The sequence below is a fragment of the Mangrovibacillus cuniculi genome (assembly GCF_015482585.1).
GTDB classification, from domain to species: Bacteria; Bacillota; Bacilli; order Bacillales; family R1DC41; genus Mangrovibacillus; species Mangrovibacillus cuniculi.
Map to the genome: position 1 here is coordinate 537957 of NZ_CP049742.1, position 25733 is coordinate 563689.

The window sequence follows — 25733 nt, forward strand, 5'->3', positions numbered from 1 at the left end:
GTATAATCTAAAAGTGTTCTAACGAAAAATATGGATTGGTTATCCCTTTAAGGGACGGTCATTTTCTACAAATATTTTACGAAAAGTATAGCAGTAAATTGAAAGGAAGATCAAAATGAAAGGCTTTATACAAAAATGGTGGGATAAAGGGAAAATCCTATGGAAGAAATACCACCTAACTCAATGGTCATTATTATTTATAGGTGCAGCTATTTTAAGTGTGCTCTTATTCTTTTTCATTATGATACAACGAACAGATTTATCTTCATTACGAGCAGGACTTGCTCAGGCAACAGAATTATATGATGTTAACGAAGAACTGGCAAGTAAGGTTTCAGCCAATAGGATGGAAGGCGTAGAGCAAGAATTAATACCAGAACATATGATGAATGCTGTTATTGCCATAGAAGACGAACGCTTCTATGAACATGGTGGATATGATGTGCGAGGAATATTGCGTGCAGCATGGACAAATATGACATCTGGTGGTGTGGTCGCTGGAGGATCAACGGTTACTCAACAGCTAACGAAAAATGCGATCTTGTCAGACGAAAGGACTTTACGACGTAAAGTAGAAGAATTATTTTTAGCAGTAGAGATTGAAAAACAATATTCCAAAAAAGAAATCATGACAATGTATCTAAACCAAATATATTTTGGAGAAGGTGCGTGGGGTATACAGCGAGCGGCACAAACCTATTTTGCAAAAGATGCGAAAGATTTAACCATTTCTGAATCTGCCCTTATTGCTGGAATTATCAAAGCTCCTTCTGTTTTAAATCCATATGCGGATGAAAAGAAAGCTATTTCTAGACGAAATATCGTCTTAGAGAAAATGTATGACCTTGGCTTAATTCGTTCAGCAGAGTACTTTGAAGCATTGAAAGAAGAACTTGTGTTCAAAAAAGGCAAACCAGATCCACTCAAAGGTATGTTCCCAAGCTATGTGGATGCAGTCATTGAAGAAGCTATCAAGCGATATGGCCTTTCGGAGAATGAGTTGTTAACGCGTGGTTATAAGATTTATACAGAATTAGACCCTGTAATGCAAGCTGGTGTAGAAGAATTATATAAAGATAACTCTATTTTCCCAGCTGATAAAGGTGGAGAAATGGTGCAAAGTGGAGCGGTATTTCTAAATCCTGAAACAGGTGGAGTAAGGGCATCTGTTGGAGGTCGTGGGGAACATGTATTTAGAGGGTTTAATCGTGCAACGCAGTTATCAAGGCAACCAGGATCTACGTTTAAACCACTTGCCGTTTACTTACCCGCATTAGAAGAAGGATATACTCCATTCTCTATTTTGAAAGATGAGCAACACTCCTATGGAACATATTCTCCAAAGAATTTCTCGGGACAATATTATGGAGATGTAACGATGTATACGGCTTTAGAAAAATCATTAAATGCTTCAACAGTATGGTTATTTAATGAGATTGGACCTGGTAAGGGCATGAACGCATTAGAGCGATTAGGATTTAATGTAGAAAAAGAAGAACAGCAATTAGGTCTGGCTCTTGGAGGTACCAATGGTGGTGTATCACCACTCTTAATGGCACAAGCATATTCCACGTTTGCAAATGAAGGGAATCGAGAAGATGCCCATTATATACGTAAAATTGAAAACGCAAACGGTGAAGTATTGGCTGAGTTTGAAAAGGGGTCAACGGAAGTTACCTCTAAAGAAGTAGTGGATCAAATGAATGCTATGTTATTAAATGTAACAGAAACAGGTACTGGTAGTGGTGTAAACGTGCCTGGTCACCAAGTTGCTGGAAAAACAGGTTCCACACAATTAGGTTTTGAAACTACGGATGGAACGAAAGACCAGTGGTTTGTTGGATATACGCCTAATCTTGTAGGAGCGGTATGGATTGGGTTTGATAATACAAGTGAAGAGCGTTACCTATCTGGAGCAAGTTCCACAGGTGTCGTGCCAGTTTTTGATCGACTCATGGAGCAGGCATCAAAGAGCGTTGAGCCAGTAGCCTTTGATGTAACTTCTATTAACGAACAAGTTGCAAATACAAGAAGAGAGCAAGAAGAAGTAGAAGAACAAGATGAACGTCGCGGCTGGGGAGAACGATGGGAAAAAGAGAGGAAGAAAATTGAGAAAGAACTTCAAAAAGAAAGAGAAAAGTTTGAGAAGTGGATTGATCGTTTCTTCAATAACTAAGGGGGAGTTTGTGTTTGTTAACTTATATAAAAAATGGAACCGTCTTTGCGCCTGAAAAGGTGGGAGCAAAAGAAATTTTAGTAGCAAATGGTGTAATAGAAGAAATAGATAATAAGATCAACATGCAAGCTACAACCCTAACCACAATTGATGCTGAGGGACTACTTATAGTCCCTGGCTTTATTGATAGTCACGTACACTTAATTGGTGGTGGAGGAGAAGGTGGTTATGCAACAAGAACACCAGAAGCCTCACTGACAGATTTCACACGTTACGGTATTACGACAGCAGTAGGGGTTATCGGTACAGATGGCATTACAAGAACAATGCCTTCTCTTTTAGCGAAAGCTAGAGGATTAACAGAAGAAGGAATGACTTGTTACATCCATACAGGGTCTTATCAAATTCCTGTAAAAACGCTGACAGACTCTATTGAAAAGGATCTATTATTCGTACCAGAAATAATAGGAGTTGGAGAGATTGCGATAGCAGATCACCGTTCTTCCCAACCTACTATGGAAGAATTAATAAAGGTAACAGCAGAAGCCAGAGTAGCTGGTATGCTTTCTGGAAAAGCAGGTATAGTCAATATTCATTTAGGAGATGCACCAGATGGGTTTGAATTGTTGTGGAATATAGTGAAAAATTCACCAATTCCTATTACGCAGTTCCATCCAACTCATATAAATAGGAATCGCTCTTTATTCGAAGATGCTATGGAGTTTGCTAAACAGGGTGGTGTAGTTGATTTTACCACAAGCACTGTTCCAACATTTTTAGAAGAAGGTGAAGTTGCATGCTCTAAAGGGCTAGCAGAAATGTTATCAAAAGATGTTCCAATCTCCCAAATTACTTTTACATCTGATGGACAAGCAAGTTTACCTCATTTCTCAAAAAAGGGCGAATTACTCGGTCTACAAATAGGGAAAATGCATAGTCTATATGAGGCTGTCAAAGAAGCGGTACTAAATGAAGGTGTTCCGCTAGAAATTGCTATACAAGTTATTACCTCTAATCCAGCAAGACATTTAAAGTTAGCCCAAAAAGGACAGCTCACAACAGGTTATCATGCTGATATGGTGTTTTTAGATGAAACAACTCTAGAAATAAGAGGGGTAATGGCGAAAGGGATTGTCCATATGTGGAATGGACAAATGAAGCAAAAAGGTACCTTTGAAAAATAATATGAAAAATTTAGAAAAATCCGTTGACTTTCATTCTTGGCTTTTGTTAGTCTAAGAAAGTAATCAAAACAAAAACTTTTAAGGAGGTGTGTGTCATGATCAAACGTTTGAAAAAAATGAATCAACTAAATATGACATTGCACCATCCAAATGAGTTATTTTAACGAATTATTTGCTATTCTTTTCGTATACTCAATCGGCATGGGTGCGTATCGCACTAGTGCCGTTTTATATTTAGACGTACTGCACATAGCGCAGTGCGTCTTTTTATCATTTTAGAGTGGGAAATTTAGTTGATTTCGAGAGTTCTCGTTTTCATAAATCAATAAAAGTAAAGGAGGAAATAAAAATGAGTGTTCGTACAAGAGGTACATGGTTTTCTATAGTGGAGGCAGAAGGTGGCTAGTGAGAGTTTTAATGAATGGGTTGAAAAAAGAGGAGGATTGGGAACTTGTTTAGTGTATTAGGGAAATTAACCTGGTTTTTTAAACAGCATTGGAAACGGTATGCGATAGCGGTTGCTCTTTTAATGGTAGTAAACATTTTTGAAGTATTACCACCTTATTTAGTTGGAGCAGCGATTGATGATATTCAAATGAACACGTTAACGTGGGACGGATTAGTAAGATACCTAGTTTATTTAGCAGTGATTGCTGTGTTAACTTACTTGTCAACGTACATTTGGATGTATCAATTATTTGGAGGAGCATTTATTTTAGAGCGTCATATGCGCTCTACACTGATGAGTCATTTTTTACGTATGACACCTACGTTTTACGAAAAGAATCGTACAGGTGATTTAATGGCTCTTGCTACGAATGATTTAAAAGCTGTATCTGTAACAGCAGGATTTGGAATTTTAACGCTAGTAGACTCTACGTTGTTTATGATTACAATTCTAGCAACAATGAGTATTTTAATTAGTTGGAAATTGACGTTAGCGGCGATATTACCATTGCCAATTATGGCTGTATTGATGAAAATATACGGGGCAAAAATTCATACAAGGTTTATGGAAGCTCAAGATAAGTTTGGGGAACTGAACGATAGAGTTTTAGAATCTGTAGCTGGCGTTCGGGTTATTCGTGCTTACGTGCAAGAGAGAGCAGATGAGAAAAAGTTTAAAGATATGACGGAAGAAGTTTTTCAAAAGAACATTTCTGTTGCAAAGATAGATGCACTATTTGACCCCACGATTAAAGTGGTAGTTGGGCTTAGTTTTATCATTGGACTGGGGTATGGATCATATTTAGTCTTTAATAACCAATTAACGCTTGGAGCATTAGTATCCTTTAACGTTTACCTTGGCATGTTGATTTGGCCAATGTTTGCAATTGGAGAACTAATTAATATTATGCAACGCGGAAATGCTTCTTTAGACCGTGTACAAACGAACTTGGCGTACGAAGAAGACGTGAAGGATCCTGCAGAGCCGAAAGAAACGAAAGAACTAGGTGCTATCACATTTGATTCGACAACTTTCCAATATCCTACCTCTAATGTGAAAAATTTAGAGGACGTATTCGTTAGTATTCAAGCCGGTCAAACGCTCGGCATTGTTGGAAAAACAGGAAGTGGAAAAACGACTTTCTTAAAACAACTTCTTAGAGAGTATCCAAACGGCGAAGGTACAATATCTATCTCAGACGTTGATATCACCCTGCAAACGAAAGATCACGTGCGCTCTAAGATTGGTTATGTTCCCCAGGATCATGTGTTATTCTCTCGTTCGGTAAGAGAGAACATTTTGTTTGGGTATGAGAATGCTACTGAAAATGAATTAGAGCATGCGATTAAATTAGCAGCTTTTGATAAAGATTTAACCTTCTTACCAGATGGACTAGAAACATTAGTAGGAGAAAAAGGTGTGGCACTATCTGGAGGGCAAAAGCAACGTATTTCCATTGCTCGTGCAATGGTTTTAAATCCAGATATTTTAATTCTCGATGATTCTCTTTCAGCGGTGGATGCAAAAACAGAAACACGTATTATTGAAAATATCCAGGGTGAGCGTAGCGGTAAAACAACATTAATCACAACACATAGATTATCAGCAGTAGAGCACGCTGATCAAATTATTGTACTAGATCAAGGAAAAGTTATTCAAAAAGGAACACACGAAGAACTAATTGCTCAACTAGGGTGGTATCAAGAGCAATTCGTTCGTCAACAAATTGAAAGAAATGTAGAAGAGGGGGTGCAGGTATGAGTGTTGGACGTAGATTAACACAATATGCCTTGCACATGAAAGGGATGATTGTGTTCGCCTTATTCATGCTTACCATAGCGGTAGCAGCGGAATTAGGAGGACCATACATTGCTAAAATCGTCATTGACGATCATGTATTAGGAATAGAATCTAACTGGTACCAGGTAAATGAAAAAGCAACAGATACTGTTGAATTTAATGGCAACTATTATGTTAGAGAGAAATATGCATCAGGAGTTCAAAAAGCTGGTGCAGAGGTAAGTGTGGTTCAAGTTGAAAGAGACTTTATCTTTGTTAACGAGCCAGTACCACTAACAGGTGGTCGTTCCTTTGAGAATGGGGTATTAACAATCTCTGAAAACGATAGGGTAGAAAACTTTTCAGCACAGAAAATTCCTGCAACAGAGTTATTTGGATTTTTCCAGCCAGAAGTAAAAAGAATTGCAGGATGGCTTAGTTTTTATCTTGGATTATTAATTTTCGCTGCATTTTTCCAGTATGGTCAGAGATATTATTTACAAAAAGCAGCAAACCGAATTATTCAAAAAATGCGTAACGATGTGTTCCAGCACATTTCTCGTTTACCAATTAAGTACTTTGATAATTTGCCAGCGGGAAAAGTAGTTGCACGAATTACGAATGATACAGAAGCTATTCGTGATCTATATGTAACCGTCCTTTCTACGTTTTTTGCAAGTGCAATCAACATGATAGGTATCTATATCGCTCTATTTATTTTAGACGTTCAACTGGCATCGATTGTTTTAATTTTGATTCCAATTTTAGTGGTTTGGATCTGGTTTTATAGAAAGTACGCTTCAAAATATAACCGTGTCATCCGTTCTAAAAACAGTGAAATCAATGCGATGGTAAATGAATCAATAAACGGTATGACCATTATTCAAGCGTTTAGAAGAGAGAAGAAAACGAACGAAGAGTTTGAAGAATTAAATAAGACTCATTTTGAATATCAAAATAAGCTCTTGAATTTAAATTCTTTGTTATCTCATAACATGGTTAATATCCTACGAACTGCAGCACTATTTGCTCTTGTATGGTATTTTGGGGCAGGCTCCTTACAAATTCAATCGTTCGTAACATTAGGTGTTTTATATGCATTTGTTGAGTATTTATCTCGTCTTTTTCATCCTGTCAGTGGAATTGTTAACCAGCTTGCTAACCTAGAGCAAGCGTTAGTAGCTGGAGAACGTGTCTTCAAGCTTATGGATGAAGATGGGGTGGATGTAGAAGATCAAAAGATGCAACGATACGAGGGAAATGTAGCGTTTAAGGATGTATCTTTTGCTTATAAGGGTGATGATTATGTTCTTAAGAACATCTCATTTGAAGCCAAAAAAGGGGAAACAGTAGCACTTGTAGGTCATACGGGTTCAGGGAAAAGTTCAATTATGAATCTCTTGTTCCGTTTTTATGACAGTTCTAAAGGGGAAATAGTTATTGATGGAAAGAACATTCAAGACATTCCATTACAAACACTACGAGATCATATGGGGATTGTATTACAAGATCCGTATTTATTTACTGGAACTATTGCGTCGAATGTTAGTCTCGATGACCCTCGAATTTCCAGGGAAATAGTCGAAAAAGCATTGAAAGATGTCGGAGCGGATCGAGTATTTACACATTTGGAAAACGGATATGACGAACCGGTTATTGAGAAAGGTAGTACGCTTTCTTCTGGTCAACGACAGTTAATTTCCTTTGCCCGAGCACTTGCTTTTAATCCAGCAATACTGATACTTGATGAAGCGACATCTAGTATTGATACGGAAACGGAGTCAATTATACAAGAAGCGATGGAAGTGTTGAAAAAAGGACGAACAACATTTATGATCGCTCACCGTTTATCGACCATAAAAAATGCAGATCAAATCCTCGTTCTTGATCGAGGAGAAATAGTTGAAAAAGGATCACATGATGAATTGATGGAGAAAAAAGGAAAGTATTATCAAATGTACGAGTTACAGAAAGGTAATATTGCTAGCTAATTCAAGAAAAAAGAGTAGGATCTCTAATACGAGATGCCTACTCTTTTTTTGGAATGCAATTGTTTTTTAAACACTTCACAAACAAAATTGGCTGTATCAGCTGTGGAAATCAATTTTCCATCTAGGGGAAGAAAGTTTTCTTCTACACGGTATGTTCCTTTTTCTTCTCCATCTGGTAAATAGGTAGGACAAACAATTGTCCAGTCTAAATTTGACAAAAGGAGTGCTTGCCAGGCTTTTTCATGTTCGAGGGATGCTCTAGTTAATCCTCTTTTGGATTCGTCTGTTTGAAAGCGCAACTTGCGAGGCTCTTCGCGTGATTGTAAGATCCCAGCTGTTCCAATCGTAATGATGCGTTGAAGGTGAGCGTGCTTCATTGCACGTATTAGCTTTGGTGTCACATCACTTAGGACATCTGATTTATCTGTGCTTAAACAGGAAATAACTGCATCAGCATCTTGAAGTGTTTCCACAATTTTTTCGTAGTTCCTAGCGTCACCTACAATGGTTTTAGCTGGAGAATGTAATCTCGATGGATCCCGAACTAACGCTGTAACTTCGACATTTGCATCTCCTAGTTTTTGATGTACTAATTGACCTACTCTACCTGTCGCTCCGAATAAAGCAACTTTCATGTTAATTCCTCCTGTCATTATTTACACTTTACCCTAAATTACTACACATATCACATTTCATTGCAGGAAAAGATAATTTTGAGCAAATGCATTGACTTTATGAGTCTTACGTCATATGATTTGGAACGTACTTAATAATTCCGATAAGATTAATGGGGGTTTAAACATGAAAAAGAAATTACTATCTGGGTTAATGATTGGATTTGCAAGCTTAGCGTTAGTTGCTTGTGGAACATCTAATTCATCTGGCTCTAGTTCTTCAACGAATGATCAAGAAACAAATGCAGAGGGTACTCTATACGATAAAGTGATGGAAGAGGGAGAATTACTAGTTGGTACTGAGGGCACATATCCTCCTTTTACTTTCCACGATGAAACTGGTAAGCTAACTGGTTTTGACGTAGAAATTGCGGAAGAAGTTGCAAAGCGTTTAGGTGTAGAGGCTAAGTTCATGGAGACACAATGGGACGCTATGTTTGCAGGGCTTGATGCGGAGCGTTTTGATATGATTGCAAATCAAGTTGGAATTCGTCCTGACCGTGAGGAGAAGTATTTATTCTCTGAACCGTATATTTCTTCCGCAGCTGTACTAGTAACAGGTGCTGATTCAGATGTCGCTGCTTTTGAGGACATAAAAGGTTTAAATGCAGCACAGTCATTAACTTCAAATTACCGTGATATAGCAGAAGAATATGGTGCTGAAATTATTGGAGTAGAAGGGTTAGCTCAAGCAATTGAATTATTAGCAGCTGGTCGTGTAGATGTAACAATTAATGACAAATTATCTATTTTAGATTATCAACAAAAACAGCCAAACGCACCAATCAAGATTGCTGCTGAGGCAGAAGATGCATCTTCAAGCGGTCTAATGTTCCGTAAAGGTAGCGAAGAGTTAGTGGAAGCAGTAGATAAGGCGTTAGCAGAAATGAAAGAAGATGGAACTTATGAAGAAATTTCTGTGAAATGGTTCGGAGAAGATGTTTCTAAATAGTATTTTAGCGGATCCACAAGCAACAATTGATTTAGTATTGAGATCGCTCCCTCCTATGATTGAGGGGGCGATTACGCATTCTATTCCACTAACATTAATCTCGTTTGCACTTGGATTAACAATTGCCTTACTTACTGCGTTGGCAAGGTTATCTAGAATTACTTTATTTAGAGCTATTGCAAGGGTGTACGTTTCAGCAATTCGTGGAACTCCATTACTTGTTCAATTATTTATTATCTTTTATGGTCTACCTAATTTAGGGTTAAGAATTGATCCTTTCCCATCCGCAATTATTGCCTTTTCTTTAAACGTGGGTGCCTATGCTTCCGAGGTTGTACGTGCATCTATTCTGTCCATTCCTAAAGAACAATGGGAAGCAGGATATTCTATTGGTATGACATATGGTCAAACGTTAAAGAGAATTATCATCCCTCAAGCGGCACGTGTGTCTTTACCCCCGCTTTCTAATACTTTTATTAGCTTAGTGAAGGATACGTCTTTAGCATCATTAATCTTAGTTACAGAAATGTTCAGAAGAGCACAAGAAATTGCAGCAACGACGTATGAATTTTTATTGCTGTATATGACTGCAGCAGCATTGTACTGGATTATTTGCTTTATCCTTTCTATTTTCCAAGGTATGTTAGAGAAACGATTAGATCGTCATGTAGCGAAATAGGAGGTGAGTTTCATGCTTAACATTAATAAATTAGAGAAACGATTTGATGATATAGAAGTGTTAAAAGGTTTAGACCTTGTGGTTAAAGAAGGAGATGTAACAGTTCTTATTGGACCGTCTGGTTCCGGAAAGACTACATTTTTACGTTGTATTAATGCGTTGGAGGAGCCTAATGCTGGAACAGTTGAAATAGATTCCTTAGAGGTTAATTACAATCGTTCGTATAAGCAATCGGATGTACGATTACTTCGCCAAAAGACGGGCATGGTTTTCCAAACGTATAATCTGTTCCCACATAAAACGGCTCTTCAAAACGTAATGGAGGGACCAGTTCAGGTTCAAAAAAGAAATAAAGCGGAAGTGGAGAGAGAAGCAAAGAGTTTATTAGAAAAAGTAGGTCTTGGAGATAAGCTAGATGCTTATCCATTCCAGCTTTCTGGTGGTCAACAGCAACGTGTAGGAATTGCACGAGCATTAGCGATGAAGCCTAAACTAATGCTTTTTGATGAACCGACTTCCGCTTTAGATCCAGAGTTAGTTGGGGAAGTGTTAAAAGTGATGAAAGACTTAGCTAACGAAGGTATGACTATGGTTGTAGTCACTCACGAAATGAGATTCGCAAAGGAAGTTGCGAATACCGTAGTATTTATGGATGGAGGCCATATTGTTGAGCAAGGGCCACCGGAGCAAATTTTTGAAATGCCAAGAGAAGAAAGAACGAGAAGATTCTTACAATTAATATCACATTCATGAACTATCACCTTTATAGGTGGTAGTTTTTTTGATTTGAAGATGCTTAAACTCGTCTGGGTGGACTGAATTGGCCGCTAGGAGAGAATAAGAGGTGTTTAAACTCATGAAGGAGAAGAAAAATTGCCGCTAGGAGAGAATAAGAGGCGTTTAAACTCATGAAGGAGAAGAAAAATTGCTGCTAGGAGAGAATAAGAGGCGTTTAAACTCATCAAGGAGAAGAAAAATTGCTGCTAGGAGAGAATAAGAGGCGTTTAAACTCATGAAGGAGAAGAAAAATTGCTGCTAGGAGAGAATAAGAGGCGTTTAACTCATGAAGGAGAAGAAAAATTGCTGCTAGGAGAGAATAAGAGGCGTTTAACTCATGAAGGAGAAGAAAAATTGCTGCTAGGAGAGAATAAGAAGCGTTTAAACTCATGAAGGAGAAGAGGAATTGTCGCTAGGAGAGAATAAGAGGCGTTTAAACTCATGAAGGAGAAAAAAAATTGCCGCTAGGAGAGAATAAGAGGCGTTTAAACTCATGAAGGAGAAAAGAAATTGTCGCTAGGAGAGAATAAGACGCGTTTAAACTTATGAAGGAGAAGAGGAATTGCCGCTAGGAGAGAATAAAATAGATAAACCCCTAGGTCGAAACCTAGGGGAATAGCCATACTATTAGTATTGAGATTTACCGCCAAGTTGTTGTTCAGCCATTTGAACTAAACGCTTAGTGATTTCTCCACCTACTGAACCGTTAGCACGAGCTGTTGTATCTGGTCCAAGGTTTACTCCGAATTCGTTAGCGATTTCGTACTTCATTTGATCGATAGCTTGTTGTGCGCCAGGAGCTACTAAATCATTAGAGCTGTTACGTGTTTGGTTTGTCATGTTGATTCATCTCCTTAAGATCATGTAGTGTGGTTGGGCCAGTAGGGTTTGCACCTACAAGTCAACGTCTTTGACTACTACCTAGTGTAGCTTGGCCCAGTAAAAGTTGATTGCTTGTTGCTGTTTGTACTCTTAGTATGGTTTGCTTTTGAACTCTTATACTGTTACTTTTTGGAAATATTTTTTATTTTCATAAGAATCGTCCGTTACATAAATTATGATTTACCGTAAACGCTAATCTTATACAAAAAGGTTAGAGGAGTAGATGAAATGATCTGTCATGTATGTAATGGGTTTAATCAAATTGATTTCTTTTGCGAAGAATGTGGAGGAAAGATGAATGATATGGGGAAGCGAATGGATTATGAAGATAAGTATAGTGCGTATTTAACGGATTTATATGAGGATAACGTTTTAGAGTGTGAACATCTGTTGGTGTGTACATCTTGTTTTAGAGATCGTGTAGTAGGGATTAGAGTGGAATAGAATAGAATAAAGCCGCATCATCGATAGAAGAATGATGCGGCTAAACGCGCGCCTTCCGCCTTTGTTACGTGAACAGTAACAACTCAGTGTTGACGACGTGATGTCGTCCGTTCTTAACTGAGTATCCTTAGTCTTACTCCACCTTAAACCTCTTCACAACCTCCTGCAAAGATTGCGCCAATTCCTTTAGCTGGTGGTTTTGCTTTTTTAAGGTTTGTACTGTATGGTTTTGCGTTTGGGAAGAAGCCGAAATTTCATCCATTGTCGCTACACGCTCTTCTGATATTGCTGCAATTTCATGTAATGCATTAACGGAGTCTTTTGATACCTTGCTCATGTCCTCCATGTTTTTCACAATGTCTTCTACTTTCTTTGTTAAAGCTTCTACGGAATTATAGATATTTGTAAAAAGTTCTCCACTTGTTTGGACCATGTATACGCCTTTTTCAATATCATCATTCACTTCTTTATTGGAATGGTGCATTAATGTCGTTTGGTTTGTAATTTCGTTGAGTGCATCATTTATAGTTCTTACATTATTCTCCGTTAGACCAGCTAACTTCTGCACTTCTTGCGCAACGATTGAGAATCCTTTACCTGCATCGCCAGCACGAGCTGCTTCAATTGCTGCATTTAGCGCCAATAAGTTTGTTTGATCGGCAACATCTTTGATTAGACGAGTATATTGATGCACTTGATCCATTTTTTCCCCTAAAATAGTTAATCGTTTCTGACTTTCGTTTCCGCTTTTCTGGATTTTGCTCATTTGTTGTGTAATAGAAAGGATTTGCTCTGTACCGGCCTTTGCAACATTTCCAGTTTCTTTAGCAAATTCGTCAATCGCTTTCGTTCTATTATTTACAGAATCAATCTTTTTTGCCATCAAAGTAGTACCTTCAGAGACATCATTAATGTGTAAAGCCTGAACTTCACTTGCTTTCGCTTCTTCTCCAGTGCCAACAGCAATTAAGGAAGATGCCTCTGATAATTCATCAAAGGAGCTAACCAAAATATTACTGTTTTCGTCTATTTGTTTCGAATTGAAGATAACGTTTTGAATAATTCTCACTAAATTCTTTCGCATTTCTTCAAAATTGCTAGCTAAAATACCTATTTCATCTTTTCGCTTAATGGAGATATTTTCCGTTAAATCACCATTACTAATTTTAGTCATCGATTGAAGAAGCAACTTGATTGGCTTCGTCAAATGTCGTCCCAAGATAAAAGCAATAATCGAGATTAAGATAATGGAAAGTATGAAGAATACAGCCTGGAAAACCTGGATATTTCTTTGTAAATCTTCTATAAATTGTGTGCTCATATCAATTCCAATAATGGCATCCGCATCGGTAAGAGGAATAAAGTAAGACTTGTGACTTCCCCATTCATCTACATAAATATCTGTTGTAACTGGAACCTTTTCATTAAATGCTTTACTTTGGTCTTCCGTTAGAGGATATTCCACCATAAGATCTGGGCTTCCATTTAAAGCCACGATATAATCCTTACCATCCTGCTTACTTAACACATACACATACTCTATTTTATCTTTCCCTTCCATAAACGTGTTCAAAAAGGAGACGACAGAAGAATTCTCGAAATCGCCTTCGAGTAATTGATTAATTTCTTCTTGATCGATTGTGTCAGCGAGAGCTTGTCCTTGAATCTGCAGAATCTCCTCAAATTGAGGAAGAACATGCTCCGTAATAATGTATTCCTTAATAGACCAAACATAAGCAAAAGTAATGACACTAATAACGACAAAAGGAAGTAGGAAACCAATAAATAATTGTGCTCGAAGTGATTTTTTAGGATGTAATAAGTTTTTCAAAGTAACATCTCCTTTATTTAAAAAAAGCTAGTATATCTAACGTAAGAATGGATTGTAATTCAGCTTCATCTAATGTTTTAAAAAAGATTATGGCGAGAGTGCGGTCTGTGGTAGCTGTTATCTCTCTATACTCCAATAAATTACTGAATTGTTGCTGGAACAGTTCATGCTGAAATGTATCCTTTTTATTCAAAGGGAACTCTACAGGGAGTTCAGCAACAACAAATCCATAGATAATGGTGGACGGAAGCTGTATCAACTTGTTCCAGTCAGGAATTTGATCTTGAAAATAAGCAGATGAGGTATTTATTCCATAAGCATAGTAAGCGATATCGGTTGTACCTGCTCCAGCAAAACGGAGAGGGTTAATCTCAATCGGAATGAATCCATCTTTTGTCTTACGAACTTCTATGTGAAAAGGAAAGTCCAAAGCGGGAAACAGTGGGTAGAGTTTATAAAGAAAATTCTTCAATTCTTCCAAATTTTCTTCGATGATTTTGTTACTCGTAACATAAAGTCTGTCAGAGGTGTCCTTTGAATTCGAAAAAAAATGTTGAAGAATAGATAGAATTACTGGATTTCCATTTGAATCGAAATAGCAATCAATAGCGAACTCTGGACCATCAATCCATTCTTCTACGATGATCTGATCTAATTGGAGGACGGAAGAATCATATAACTGTTCTGCGTTATTCAACTGTTGAATGTCCTTTAACTCGTTTAACGTATCCTTCCAGTCGTCAGCGGTTTGAACTATTTTAACCCCAACACTCGAGTACCCTTTGTTAGGTTTTAGAACTAACGGAAATGGTAAAGAAGTGACAGACATGGTGGTCAACTCTTCTAATGTAGAAAGGCGATAAAAGAATGTTGGTAAAAGGGTAGAAAGAGCTCGACGGAAAGCAGCCTTATCTTTTACTACATGGGAAACTTGGATATGGGGGTGAGTAGGATAGAGATCTTCGATAACTTTTAAGCAGCTTTCTGAGTTTGTCAGTAATTTTACTGGATAAATAGGGGCACTAGTAGGAGTATAGACGGGAATATCCATTTGGTTAATTGATTTTTCTAAAATTGGTGAAAGGATAGTTCTATCTAGAAATAACATAATTAGTAGCCCCCTCAAGACATGGCTTGTCATTTTTCTTTGCTTCTTTAGCACTATATAGTAAATGCAAAGATAAGAAGAGGGTGCATAGGGATAAGTGGAATTGATGGAATAATTTAGATAGCAAACAGAAAACCATCCTCCTAAAAGGAGGATGGTTTATTTATCGATCATTCTTAGGGGGTAAGATTATCGAATGCGTAATTCTGTTTCGTTATCGAAGAAGTGACATTTGTTCATATCAAATGCTAATTGAACTTTTTGATTCGGTTTAATATCTGAACGAGAGTCTACACGAGCAACGAAGTCTTGACCACCGATTTTCGCATAAACCATTAACTCAGCACCAGTTAACTCGGCAACTTCTACATCGATATCGAAAGTAGAACCTACAGCTGCTTCGATAAATACTGGCTCATCATGGATGTCTTCTGGACGAACTCCAAGGATGATTTCTTTTCCTACATAACCTTGGTCACGTAATGTTTTCATTTTTCCTTCTGGAACAGCGATTGTTTTGTCTCCAACAACAAACTGTCCATCTTCTAATTTACCATGGAAGAAGTTCATAGCTGGTGAACCGATAAATCCGCCAACGAATACGTTTTCAGGCTTGTCGTAAACTTCTTTAGGAGAACCAACTTGTTGAATTACTCCGTCTTTCATAACAACGATACGAGTTGCCATTGTCATCGCTTCTGTTTGGTCATGTGTTACGTAAATAGTTGTTGTTTGTAGACGTTGGTGAAGTTTAGCAATTTCCGCACGCATTTGTACACGAAGTTTTGCATCTAGGTTAGATAATGGCTCATCCATTAAGAATACCTTTGCATCACGAACGATTGCACGGCCTAGAGCAACACGCTGACGCTGACCACCAGATAATGCTTTTGGTTTACGATCTAGAAGTGCTTCAAGACCTAGGATTTTCGCAGCATCTTGAACACGACGGTCAATCTCTGCTTTATCCATTTTACGAAGTTTTAATCCGAAAGCCATGTTGTCATATACGCTCATGTGAGGGTATAGTGCGTAGTTTTGGAATACCATTGCGATATCGCGATCTTTAGGAGCAACATCGTTTACTAATTTTTCATCAATGTAGAATTCACCTTTAGAAATATCCTCAAGACCTGCAATCATACGTAGAGTAGTAGATTTACCACAACCAGATGGTCCTACGAAAACGATAAATTCTTTATCTTGAATATGAAGATTGAAGTCAGTAACTGCTGTTACCTTCTTATCGTAGATTTTATAAATATTTTGTAATTTTAATTCTGCCATGAAAAACATTCCTTTCGTAACGACTATGAAATCGTTTTCTTATGACTTTTAGTTTACAGAAAGCCCTTACATTTTTCTATGGACAACATGCACAAAAAAACTGCCGAACTTTTTCGGCAGTTTGTGCACATTAATCAATTTTACCTACTTCCATATGAATACAAGCTAAGTATGTTAGTAGAGCACCTTCGAACGATTTTAAATCAACACTTGTTTTTTCTGTGAATTTATCCAGTCGATATTGTAGGCTATTTCGATGCATATATAGAGCTTTGGCTGTTTGCGATGTATTTTGTTGACAGGTAATATATGTCTTTATCGTCTTGACCATTTCTGGCTCTTCTAAGAACAAATGAAGGATTCGTTCAAATAGTGCGTTTCGTTCTTTAACAGGATAGTTTGCCATTAAATAATAAGGTAGTACGGATGCACGATTAAAAATTACGTTGTTATGCTGTAGGGAAACTCCAACATCAAACAGTTTTTCATCGAGTTGTATGTGTAAATCCGCATGTTCTTTTACTTGTAAAGGATCACCTATAAAAAAAGATACTCGATGATAGAAGTCGCCTTCCATTGCTTGACTCCAAGCTTGCCATTCTTCTTCACCTAAAAAGGGTGAGTCACCGTATTCTACGATCCAACCATAATAGTGAGTTTGTGGGATAAGAACGGTGTCTTCTGGAAGAAGCGATTGCATGATGTCCAACACATTTTCTTTTGATGTGGTGTTAGAAGAAGAACGATAATGTGTTACACGATAGGAAGTAAACTCATCTACAGGAAAAGTGGATGAATCGCCTTCTAAAAAGTTTTTCCAAGTTTGTGCAAATGGCGACAACGGAAAGGTGTCTGTAGGAAGTGGAAACCATTCTAGTAAAAATGTCTGTTCTTGTTCACTAAATTGTGTTTTATGTAGACCTATATATTGGTTGTCGTCATAAATCCAGAATAATGAGGAATCTTTATGAATATGAGTACCAGTAATTAGATATGGATCGCGTTTTAACAATTTAACTTTCATTACATACTCCTAAGACGTAAGATATTTCTTCCTATTCTACTGGGTATAGGGGAAAAATGAAAGAACGAGCATCTATATGCCCGTTCCAAAGTAATTATTGTGATTTGTGAGGCGGATCCTCTTGATCCACGATGACATCTGATTCTGGGATGTTTGTGCTTTCTTCTCTGTCAAAGACACTTCCGCCACCCATGCCTTCATTTATAAAGCGGTCGACATCTATATAGGCTTTATCTCTTCCAGAGTGCTCTGTGTCGGGTAAAAATTCAGGTTTTTCTTTTTTCACCAAAATCCCTCCTAGAAAAGTGTGTTCCTAGTATTGCCAGAATGGATGGTGATTATGTTTTTATTATTTTTCATACACATGAAAGAGCATCATTTCATGAACAAACTTCTCCGCGTCACTTCGCTCTCGAGGCTCATTTCCCCAATTAATTGTGCCGTCCTTCTCATATGTACCGTGAACTTTTTCCCCTTGTGCAAAAAAGGAAAACGACCAGCCTGGAATCTCTCTATTTTCAAATAAAGATTTGACTTGGAAATGTGTAAACATTATTTCTTCCCCCTTATCTACTTCTAGTTTATCATCATAACAATTCTTCTTGCATCATATTGTCAAAAAGAAGGGGAATGTGGCACATGTTTATTCAGCAACTAGCGATGGCTATTCAAAATGAATATCAAGCTTACCACTACTACTCACTATTAAAAGACCGAACAAATAACCCGTTGTTTGTTGATTGGATTACGATTGCAATGGAGGAAGAACGGGGACATTACGAGTCGTTACAGCAGCTATATTACTCTTACACACAAAGCTTTGCTCCGGTTGAAAAGAAAGAAGAAGAAATGGTTTCTTTTCGAGCAGCTGTTTTACAATCACTAGAAAGTGAATTAGAAGCAGCGGAAATGTACAGAAATATGATTTTAGAAATTCCGACACAGGAAGCTTATAAGCCTTTGTTTGTAGCCATGACAGATGAGCAAGAGCATGCGATTCGCTTTGGAACAATTTTAGGCATGATGAAGTGAGGCAGGTAACTCCGCCTCACTTTTGTCTTAACATCGAGTATCTTTTCGCTTGATGTACAAGTTCTTTCACTCTCGCTTGTTCTATTTCTAATTCATCGAATACCATAGGCTTTGCATTCACCTCAAAGATCCACAACTTACCGTTTTGGTCTCTACCGATATCAACGGAAAATTCTCCGATATCTCCAAACTTCTCGCTTAAGGTCTTTCCTATTTCCTCCACAATCATTGCTAGTACTTTTTCTGTTTCACTATCTGAGAAGGCATTGTAAGGGAGGATCATTCCACCTCTTGGTACATGCGTGGTCACAGCATTTTCAGCTGATGCTCGCATGCCTATTCCAGTTATTCGATGACTAGATCGGACTAGATGAGCTAGAACGCGATAGTCGTAACGAAGACCATCCCTTATGTCAGGAAGGATTGCTTTTTGCATGAGATAGTGAGTTTCATTAAGATGAAGCTTCTTGGAAATGGAGGTATAGGTGTCAGTGGTGGTTTCATTTGTACTTTGAGTAAGGAGAGAAGATTCATCGATCCAGTTTAATTTGTAGAGATGATTTCCTTTTCTACCTTGGCTACTTTTGACATAGATACTTCCATGTTCTTTTAAGAACTTCCTTAATTGTGGAATATCTTTTAGTTTAAGAGTTTTAGGTATGTGATGGGCAAGTTGCTCATTTTCCTTTAACGTATTCATGACAGTTATTTTTTCAAAAAAATGTGGATTAAAGAACCAAGTGTTTTGTTGACTAGAGAAGCGTTTAAACGAATGCCATCGATCCGTCGTTTCTACTTTTCTACTAGCAACTCTGTTGTAAATGACATCTGGAAAAGAAAAAGTTGATTGTTTCCAAGTTTCCTTATCTTTCAAATAGCGGCCCACAATGAGAGTATTGTTCGTTGGTGGAAGAGTAAAAAGAAAACAGGTACCGCCTTGCGAAGAACAGTACTCTGTTAATTTCTGAAAAAGGGAAATAGGTGTAATCCATTTGTCCTTTTCTGTTTTATGCACGAGCATCCCTAACGAAAAAGCCGTATTCATAATTTTAGTCCTGCAAGGTCGTGATTAAGTTGTTGGTTCATCACATGGATACTAAAAGCTAACGAAAGCTTCCTTGTTAACCATTCATATTCACGATGGTCTACATGACTGAAAATAGACCTTCCGGGTTTAGAATTTGCTTCGAAAAACCATATCCTCCCATCTGTATCCATTCCGAAATCAAATCCTACTTCACCGATGACGCCAGAAAGTTGGCGTTCCAAAGATAAGGAAAGTTCTAAGGCAGCTTTTTTTAACTTCTTTTGCACTTCTTGTCGAGTGGAGAGATCTTCGAATAACTCTTGCAGAGAGACGATTTTTCCACCATTTTTCACATGAGTAGTTGCACTACCAGAACCTGCACGCTTGGCTGCAATTGCAGTAACTTGCCAGACGCCATGTTGGTCCTTATTTGTATGCACGCGAAAATCAACTACTTGCCCTTCGTTGATGTGTAGTGGAATACCTTGTTGAACAAGGAATCGTTGAAGGGGTCTGCCGCGCAAGGCTTGCTTAATTAAGGGTTCAAGTGCGACAGATTTTTGTAACTTTTGTACTTCGTTTCTTTCGTAACGTGCATAGTACATTCCTTCTTTTTTTTCATAGTAAAACTGTACAATGCCCTTTCCCAAACTTCCATGAATAGGCTTGACATATATGGAAGGATATTTCCGAAGCATTTGTTCTAATTGAAAGATAGACTCTGCCGATTGCGTCTCTGGAAGGTAATGCTGGATTTGCTCTTCTGCATCTAATCTTTCAAAAATCGCTAGCTTATCAAAAAAGCCAGGATTATACCAAGGGATAGTAAATTCTGTTTCCATCCGTTCCTTCACTATCCTAGAGCGTTTGAGTCGTTCACTTTTTCGGTTTGGTAGTCGATCGTAAATGACGGATGGAAATGGATAAACGGCTTGCTTCCATCCATCTTCTTCTGTGAAGTAGTATCCATTAATTAATTTGTTCTCCCAATCAATGTGTTCCTCACCGAAAATATAAGCACAGACAGAAATTGTTTTCTGTGCTGTTAACAATTTCGAAAAGAAGCGAGATCGTTCTCCGATTGGGCGTAATAAGTAAGGAGTAAACCCACTTGTGAAAATCCCAACCAATGGTCCTAGATGCAAAGTGGTGTCTTTAATAGAGAAGTGAATTCTGCTTAAATCTATTGGAAGTAATAAACTATTCCAAAGGTCTTCTGTGAGTTTAATAGAAGTATTGTTCGTTCGGACAGTCGTACATGGAATGGACTTTGAGCCAAAGCAAACGGTTGTAACAGGTATGCTCTCTTGAATAGTAGCTGGCAAATAGATAACCCCTTTGCCGGGAGCTTTCGAAATGGTGACTGCTTGTAGCATATCATTAGCTCCTTTCTAATTTGGTAGATACTAGATAGTTAGCATATAAAAGCGGTGCGAATTTTTGCTTTTCATATAAATCAGGTGACAAAATAGAGAGGATTTTACGGCCAGGTTTAGAGTTAATATCAAGAATTTTTATATCTCCAGTTGGAAGAAGCAATATGTCTACACCAAGCTCGAATAAAGAGTGGAAAGCTTCTTCTAATTCTAAAGGTAATAAAGTTAGACATTCCTTTACCTGTTCTTCTACTTTTTGAGCTATGTCGTAATGGACTGATTTTTGCCATTCTTGAAAAGGAATGACGGAGGCACCAGCAGATAAATTCGTTAATAGGCCATTTGCTTTTCCTAAACGAACACCTTTTTGTACGATACCCCAATCCCCTTTAACATCCTTTTGGAGAAAAACGCGAATATCAATGGGCTGTTTCTGCTTCGTTACGCTAGGAATTCGGGGTTGGAAGATCCATTGAAATTGAGAAAAAAGGTGATTAAACCAACGATAAAATTCATCAATGGAAGGAACATAAACGGTCTTTAAATGATCGTTTTTAGTGGTTTGTACTCTGATTGTTCCGTCTCTTTTTTGTTGGATAGCATAAACTGCAAAGCCATGTGCACCATTTACAGGTTTCATAATCCATTCATCATAGGAGAGTAATAGATCTTCTATTTGAAACAAGTCTTCTAGTAGAAAGGTAGGGACCAAATAACGTTGCAAAATAGGATGTGTACGTAATTGTTGATATAGCCTGAATTTGTCCGGTAATCCATAACCTAAGAAAGTCTGGTCAGGGTTAGACTTGAGTTTTTTTACTATTTCTCGTCCTTGTTGAGAAGTGGTATCTTCACCGTAAAGGCATCGATCATACCAAATAGAAGGAAGTGGAATGGTTTCTTTCAGCCAGTGATCTTTGGCTTGATCCCAACCATAAGCTTCTACGGTAGGTGAGTCAAGATCAATATCCTTTACTAAAACTATTACAGCTTTACAGCTACTTTCATTACTTGCCATAACAATATCCCTTAAGTAAGAAGATATGGAGGGGAGGGATAGAGTTAGAATTCCGAGTGTCATATTAATTTCTCCCTTTCAAAAAGACTTTTCCAAATTGCTTTTGTAGAGGCTCTAATTCCAGTAGCGATATCCTGTTGCTTAGAAGGCTTAATATTGCATTCAATCAACCATGGCTTTCCATTTACATCTACTCCCATATCGATGCCGAACTCTCTGTAGCTCCCATCAAGTTCATATGAGAGCAGAGAAGCCATTTCTATACTAAGTTCTTTCATTAGCGAGTAAATGGTCTTTGCCTTCTCTGAATCAAACAAACTTTTTAGAACATTTAACGACTTCCCTAACTCGCCACCTTGTGATAAATTAGAAACTATTTTATTTTTGGCTGATACCCTAGCAATTATGGAAGTAACCTCGAATTCAGAAGTAGTAGAAGCTATTAGGTGAATGCGAAAATCTACGGGTCTATCATCATAGGTTACTAACGATACTTTTTGTTGGAGAATATGAGGAGACTTAGCGACAAGTTTATCTAAATACGTACAAGCCTCTTGGATAGAATGATAACGTTGCACTTTATTCCCGTCTGTAATTAACCAGTGAGAAAGATTTTGATTAAACTCCACATAATGAATGCCCTTCCCTAGAGAACCCCAAGCTGGTTTCAAAAAGAAAGAAACCTTTTCGTGTAGAAAGTCGTAAATACACTCATACTGAGCGTATTCGGTTTTAGGCAGATAGGCTCTAAAAGATGGTTCAGTCGATAAAACTTTATGAACTTCCCATTTAGACACATACTGGTGATTAAAGAATGCAATTTCTTTTTCCTGAAAATCTTTTCGAAGAAGGTCCATCCCCTGGCTAGCGTCTATCTTACGGTTATGCACGCGATTGTAAACAGTTGTTGGCAGTGGAACAAATTCTTCTTTCCATTCCCCACCTATATGAATGAAACCTTTGGATTCTTTATATAAGTGGTAGTCAGTAAGTGGCAAAATATACGTAACAGCACCAATGCTGTTTCCGTATTCTAACATTTCTAAGTAAAAAGATTCGTAGGAGGTAAAGTTGGCTGATCCTACTCTACTGTCTGTTAAAATCATTAATACAGGTTCCACAACAATCTCATTATTACGTATCGAAACATGTAACTCATGTGATAAACAGGTAGGGACATCTTTCCATTGTTTTTGTTCAAAAATAAATGTATTTTCATCCTTCATCTCACCAAAAAAGATAGATGTCCCAATGCGCAGAACTTGGACAGTGTTAGAATCTTTTGAAAGTGCATGTGTCATGGTAAAATGAAAGCAATTTGGTTTAGATAAGTCTTGGGACAGAAGGGCTTTCATTTCATTCGCTCCTCGTCTATAGGCAAATATCACCCTATCGTATGTAGGGAAAGCATGTTAGGTTCCGACTTAGAGAAAGAAGGGTATGTACAATGAACGACTGGATGACAATAGTAATAATGATTAGTATCGGAGCAGCAATTGGAGGGTTCACTAACTCTCTAGCAATCAAAATGCTGTTTCGCCCATACAAACCTATATATATAGGCAAAATGAGAGTACCTTTTACACCAGGTTTAATCCCAAAAAGAAGAGAGGAACTCGCAAAGCAATTAGGGAACATGGTGACCACTCATTTGGTGACACCAGAGCGCTTTATCAAGAAGTGGATGAGTGAAGAAACGAAACATAGTGTTAACACACAAGTAACTAGATTGTTTCGTGAATGGTTAGAAAAAGAAACAACTATTGAACAAATGGGAAAGTGGTTTACGAAAGAAGATTTGGAAGAAAAGATAGTCACTCAATTGAAAAATGTGCTTGTTAAAGGTGGAAACAGCTGGTGGTTAACAAATCGTTCGGAAAAGCTGGTAGATGTATTAACGGAAGACTTTGAAGAGAAAATTACAGGTGCTTTTCCAAGTTTAAGTAAAACTATTGTAAAAAAGTTAGAAATTTATGTAGCAAGTCCTGAAGGAAAAGACACACTAGAAGGCTTAATTCAAGACTTTTTAAAAGACAAAGGGATGCTTGGAAACATGATTACCATGTTTCTCGGAAATGTATCTTTGTCTGATAAGATCCAACCAGAGTTGTTAAAATTTTTACGACGCGAGGAAACAGCTGAATTAGTAGAAGGGTTTATGCAGAGTCGATGGACAAAGTGGAGAGTGACACCTCTTGAAGATTGGGTATCTCCAGAAAAAGGAGAAGTGTTCATAGAACAAGTAAGTTCATTTGTGGTTGGAAAATTACCGATTGCTTCTCTTTTGCATACACCGGTCCAAAACTGGGTACGCCCCTTTGAAGAGACAGTTGCACAAGATTGGATTCCAAACGGAGTAGAAGTGGTTATGAAGAAAGGTGTTGGACAAATTCCGCATATGATGGAATCTTTCCGCATAGATAAAATGGTGGAAGAACAAGTGGAGTCTCTACCAGTCTCTCAATTAGAAGAGTTACTTTTATCGATATCAAGAAAAGAATTTAAGATGATCACGGTTTTAGGAGCTTTACTTGGTGGAGTAATTGGCCTTTTCCAAGGAATCCTAGTCTTATTTTTATAAGCTAATAGCATGTTCCTGGCCATGTAAGGTGTAGTTTGTTATGATGGTAAAGGATTTCCACAAGTGAGGATACACTTGGTGGGTAAAGGAGGAGTTTTGAAATGGCTACAAATTTATATGATTACGCGTACGAATTAGAAAAAGCATTACGTGAAAGTGATGAGTATGTTCAATTAAGAGGTTTATATGATCAAGTAAATGCAGATGAATCAGCAAAGCGTATTTTCGAAAACTTCCGTGATATTCAAATGAACCTGCAGCAAAAACAAATGACAGGCCAAGAAATTACACAAGAAGAAGTAGAACAAGCGCAAAAGTCTGCTGCAATCGTTCAACAACATGAGTTAATCTCTCAGCTAATGCAAGCAGAACAACGCATGAGCATGGCAATTGGTGAATTAAACAAAATCATCATGAAGCCTCTTGAAGAACTATACGGTTCACTAGGTGAATAATTTGGTTACTCCTTACATTTTGTAAGGAGTTTTTTTCTTTTCCTACTTCTACAATGTCCATGCCATACATATGAGTAACTAAGGACCCATTGTGGGTGACCTGGATGGACAATGTAGGAGGGATCAAGAATGAATTATCAAATGTTAGCAATGAACATTGACGGTACGCTGCTTCACGATAATGGGCGTTTGCATAAATCAACTAGAGAATCCATTGAATTTGCTGTTGAGAAAGGAATTTATGTGACTTTGGTAACGTCGCGTCCTTTTGCTTCTGCAAAACGCGTAGCTAGAGCACTAAAGCTCGATACATTTTTGGTCACTCAATCTGGTTCATTTATTGCTTCTGATGCAGAAAAGCCGATTTCTGTGAAAAAGCTAACGGAAGAAAAAACATATGAGCTAGCAAGATTCTTAGAGCAAGTAAATGGGCAAGTAAGGGTAATGGACGAACAGCGTACGTTATCTAACAAAATTCCGTTGCAACAGCAATTGTTAGCAAAAGCTGTGTTCCAGCCTGCCTATCGTTTAACTCATGCATACACATATGTAGACTCGATTTGCGATGTTCTACAAGAAACTCCAATGGCAGCTTCCAAAGTAGAAGTGACATTTGAAAATCGTAATACGTTGGATGATGTACATGGAGCACTAAATGCATTATTTGATGAGTTTACGTATATCATTTGCGAGGATAACCGTTTGGAAATCACCACAAAGGGTGTATCTAAGTTGAATGGTGTGAAATATATTTGTGACCGTTTAGGAGTAAAAAGAGAAAAAGTAGTCATGATTGGATCTAGCCAAGATGATATTCCGCTTATGGAGTGGGCTGGACTAGGAGTAGCCATGGGGCAATCCTCTAAAACAGTATTAGATGCAGCGGACTGGGTAACCAGATCAAATCAAGAGAACGGTGTAGCATATATGGTAAAAGAACACTTCCGAAAGCAGCAGCACCAAGACTTTTTATCAAAATTTAAATAAGTTTACGTAGTCCAAGGAGGG

24 protein-coding genes are annotated in these 25733 nt (G+C 37.8%); 12 read left to right on the plus strand and 12 right to left on the minus strand.

What is annotated here, in order from left to right:
• The first annotated feature begins 115 nt into the window (after positions 1-115).
• From G8O30_RS02775 to G8O30_RS02790, 4 genes are all read left to right on the plus strand, one after another.
• Positions 116-2176 (plus strand): transglycosylase domain-containing protein, encoded by a 2061-nt coding sequence (locus G8O30_RS02775; protein WP_239673474.1) that lies wholly within the window; start codon positions 116-118, stop codon positions 2174-2176.
• A gap of 14 nt (positions 2177-2190) precedes the next feature.
• Positions 2191-3360, plus strand: a complete 1170-nt coding sequence (gene iadA / locus G8O30_RS02780; RefSeq protein WP_239673475.1) for a beta-aspartyl-peptidase — start codon at positions 2191-2193, stop codon at positions 3358-3360.
• 451 nt (positions 3361-3811) lie between these two features.
• Complete coding sequence (locus G8O30_RS02785) at positions 3812-5569, plus strand: ABC transporter ATP-binding protein (protein ID WP_239673476.1); 1758 nt, start codon at positions 3812-3814, stop codon at positions 5567-5569.
• Complete coding sequence (locus tag G8O30_RS02790; RefSeq protein ID WP_239673477.1) at positions 5566-7578, plus strand: ABC transporter ATP-binding protein; 2013 nt, start codon at positions 5566-5568, stop codon at positions 7576-7578. Before G8O30_RS02785 ends, G8O30_RS02790 begins: the two co-directional genes overlap by 4 nt.
• A gap of 23 nt (positions 7579-7601) precedes the next feature.
• Here the strand turns inward: G8O30_RS02790 and G8O30_RS02795 are convergent, their stop codons facing one another.
• Positions 7602-8213, minus strand: a complete 612-nt coding sequence (locus tag G8O30_RS02795; protein WP_239673478.1) for an NAD(P)-dependent oxidoreductase — start codon at positions 8211-8213, stop codon at positions 7602-7604.
• A gap of 166 nt (positions 8214-8379) precedes the next feature.
• On the opposite strand from G8O30_RS02795, the gene G8O30_RS02800 reads away from it, so the two are divergent.
• From G8O30_RS02800 to G8O30_RS02810, 3 genes are read left to right on the plus strand one after another with little or no spacing between them, the layout of a single operon-like run.
• Complete coding sequence (locus G8O30_RS02800) at positions 8380-9204, plus strand: amino acid ABC transporter substrate-binding protein (protein WP_239673479.1); 825 nt, start codon at positions 8380-8382, stop codon at positions 9202-9204.
• Positions 9191-9883, plus strand: a complete 693-nt coding sequence (locus G8O30_RS02805; RefSeq protein WP_239673480.1) for an amino acid ABC transporter permease — start codon at positions 9191-9193, stop codon at positions 9881-9883. The genes G8O30_RS02800 and G8O30_RS02805 overlap by 14 nt, the downstream gene beginning before the upstream one ends.
• A gap of 12 nt (positions 9884-9895) precedes the next feature.
• Positions 9896-10636 carry an amino acid ABC transporter ATP-binding protein gene (locus G8O30_RS02810; protein ID WP_239673481.1) on the plus strand — a complete coding sequence of 247 codons (741 nt, stop codon included), beginning with the start codon at positions 9896-9898 and terminating at the stop codon, positions 10634-10636.
• Between the two features lie 651 nt (positions 10637-11287).
• On the opposite strand, the gene G8O30_RS02815 is transcribed toward G8O30_RS02810, so the two are convergent.
• Positions 11288-11500: an alpha/beta-type small acid-soluble spore protein gene (locus G8O30_RS02815; protein ID WP_239673482.1), complete on the minus strand. Its 213-nt coding sequence runs from the start codon at positions 11498-11500 to the stop codon at positions 11288-11290.
• Between the two features lie 270 nt (positions 11501-11770).
• Here G8O30_RS02815 and G8O30_RS02820 point away from each other — a divergent pair, with 270 nt between their 5' ends.
• On the plus strand, positions 11771-11986 hold the full coding sequence (locus G8O30_RS02820) for a hypothetical protein (protein WP_239673483.1): 216 nt from the start codon (positions 11771-11773) through the stop codon (positions 11984-11986).
• Between the two features lie 133 nt (positions 11987-12119).
• Here the strand turns inward: G8O30_RS02820 and G8O30_RS02825 are convergent, their stop codons facing one another.
• The 6 genes from G8O30_RS02825 to G8O30_RS02850 all read right to left on the minus strand — a co-directional run bounded on the left by G8O30_RS02825 (position 12120) and on the right by G8O30_RS02850 (position 17789).
• Positions 12120-13817 (minus strand): methyl-accepting chemotaxis protein, encoded by a 1698-nt coding sequence (locus tag G8O30_RS02825; protein ID WP_239673484.1) that lies wholly within the window; start codon positions 13815-13817, stop codon positions 12120-12122.
• 13 nt (positions 13818-13830) lie between these two features.
• A complete protein-coding gene (locus tag G8O30_RS02830; RefSeq protein ID WP_239673485.1) occupies positions 13831-14925 on the minus strand; it encodes an ATP-grasp domain-containing protein in 1095 nt (364 codons plus the stop codon).
• Between the two features lie 189 nt (positions 14926-15114).
• Positions 15115-16212: an ABC transporter ATP-binding protein gene (locus G8O30_RS02835; RefSeq protein ID WP_239673486.1), complete on the minus strand. Its 1098-nt coding sequence runs from the start codon at positions 16210-16212 to the stop codon at positions 15115-15117.
• Positions 16213-16342: 130 nt separating this feature from the next.
• The gene (locus G8O30_RS02840; RefSeq protein ID WP_239673487.1) at positions 16343-17236 is read right to left on the minus strand and encodes a PucR family transcriptional regulator; all 894 of its coding nucleotides are present in this window, start codon (positions 17234-17236) and stop codon (positions 16343-16345) included.
• A 94-nt stretch (positions 17237-17330) separates the two neighbouring features.
• Positions 17331-17522 carry a hypothetical protein gene (locus G8O30_RS02845; protein WP_239673488.1) on the minus strand — a complete coding sequence of 64 codons (192 nt, stop codon included), beginning with the start codon at positions 17520-17522 and terminating at the stop codon, positions 17331-17333.
• 63 nt (positions 17523-17585) lie between these two features.
• Positions 17586-17789 (minus strand): DUF5342 family protein, encoded by a 204-nt coding sequence (locus tag G8O30_RS02850; RefSeq protein ID WP_239673489.1) that lies wholly within the window; start codon positions 17787-17789, stop codon positions 17586-17588.
• Positions 17790-17875: 86 nt separating this feature from the next.
• On the opposite strand from G8O30_RS02850, the gene G8O30_RS02855 reads away from it, so the two are divergent.
• Positions 17876-18268 carry a ferritin-like domain-containing protein gene (locus tag G8O30_RS02855; protein ID WP_239673490.1) on the plus strand — a complete coding sequence of 131 codons (393 nt, stop codon included), beginning with the start codon at positions 17876-17878 and terminating at the stop codon, positions 18266-18268.
• Positions 18269-18284: 16 nt separating this feature from the next.
• On the opposite strand, the gene G8O30_RS02860 is transcribed toward G8O30_RS02855, so the two are convergent.
• The 4 genes from G8O30_RS02860 to G8O30_RS02875 all read right to left on the minus strand — a co-directional run bounded on the left by G8O30_RS02860 (position 18285) and on the right by G8O30_RS02875 (position 23044).
• Positions 18285-19142 carry a YheC/YheD family protein gene (locus G8O30_RS02860; RefSeq protein WP_239673491.1) on the minus strand — a complete coding sequence of 286 codons (858 nt, stop codon included), beginning with the start codon at positions 19140-19142 and terminating at the stop codon, positions 18285-18287.
• 167 nt (positions 19143-19309) lie between these two features.
• A complete protein-coding gene (locus G8O30_RS02865; protein WP_239673492.1) occupies positions 19310-20671 on the minus strand; it encodes a YheC/YheD family endospore coat-associated protein in 1362 nt (453 codons plus the stop codon).
• A 4-nt stretch (positions 20672-20675) separates the two neighbouring features.
• Positions 20676-21689 (minus strand): YheC/YheD family protein, encoded by a 1014-nt coding sequence (locus tag G8O30_RS02870; protein ID WP_239673493.1) that lies wholly within the window; start codon positions 21687-21689, stop codon positions 20676-20678.
• A gap of 59 nt (positions 21690-21748) precedes the next feature.
• On the minus strand, positions 21749-23044 hold the full coding sequence (locus G8O30_RS02875) for a YheC/YheD family endospore coat-associated protein (protein WP_239673494.1): 1296 nt from the start codon (positions 23042-23044) through the stop codon (positions 21749-21751).
• A gap of 92 nt (positions 23045-23136) precedes the next feature.
• Between G8O30_RS02875 and G8O30_RS02880 the strand changes: the two genes are divergently transcribed.
• From G8O30_RS02880 to G8O30_RS02890, 3 genes are all read left to right on the plus strand, one after another.
• A complete protein-coding gene (locus G8O30_RS02880; RefSeq protein ID WP_239673495.1) occupies positions 23137-24270 on the plus strand; it encodes a DUF445 domain-containing protein in 1134 nt (377 codons plus the stop codon).
• Between the two features lie 101 nt (positions 24271-24371).
• Positions 24372-24725, plus strand: a complete 354-nt coding sequence (locus G8O30_RS02885; protein ID WP_239673496.1) for a YlbF/YmcA family competence regulator — start codon at positions 24372-24374, stop codon at positions 24723-24725.
• A gap of 129 nt (positions 24726-24854) precedes the next feature.
• Positions 24855-25712 (plus strand): Cof-type HAD-IIB family hydrolase, encoded by an 858-nt coding sequence (locus G8O30_RS02890; RefSeq protein ID WP_239673497.1) that lies wholly within the window; start codon positions 24855-24857, stop codon positions 25710-25712.
• Positions 25713-25733 lie beyond the last annotated feature (21 nt).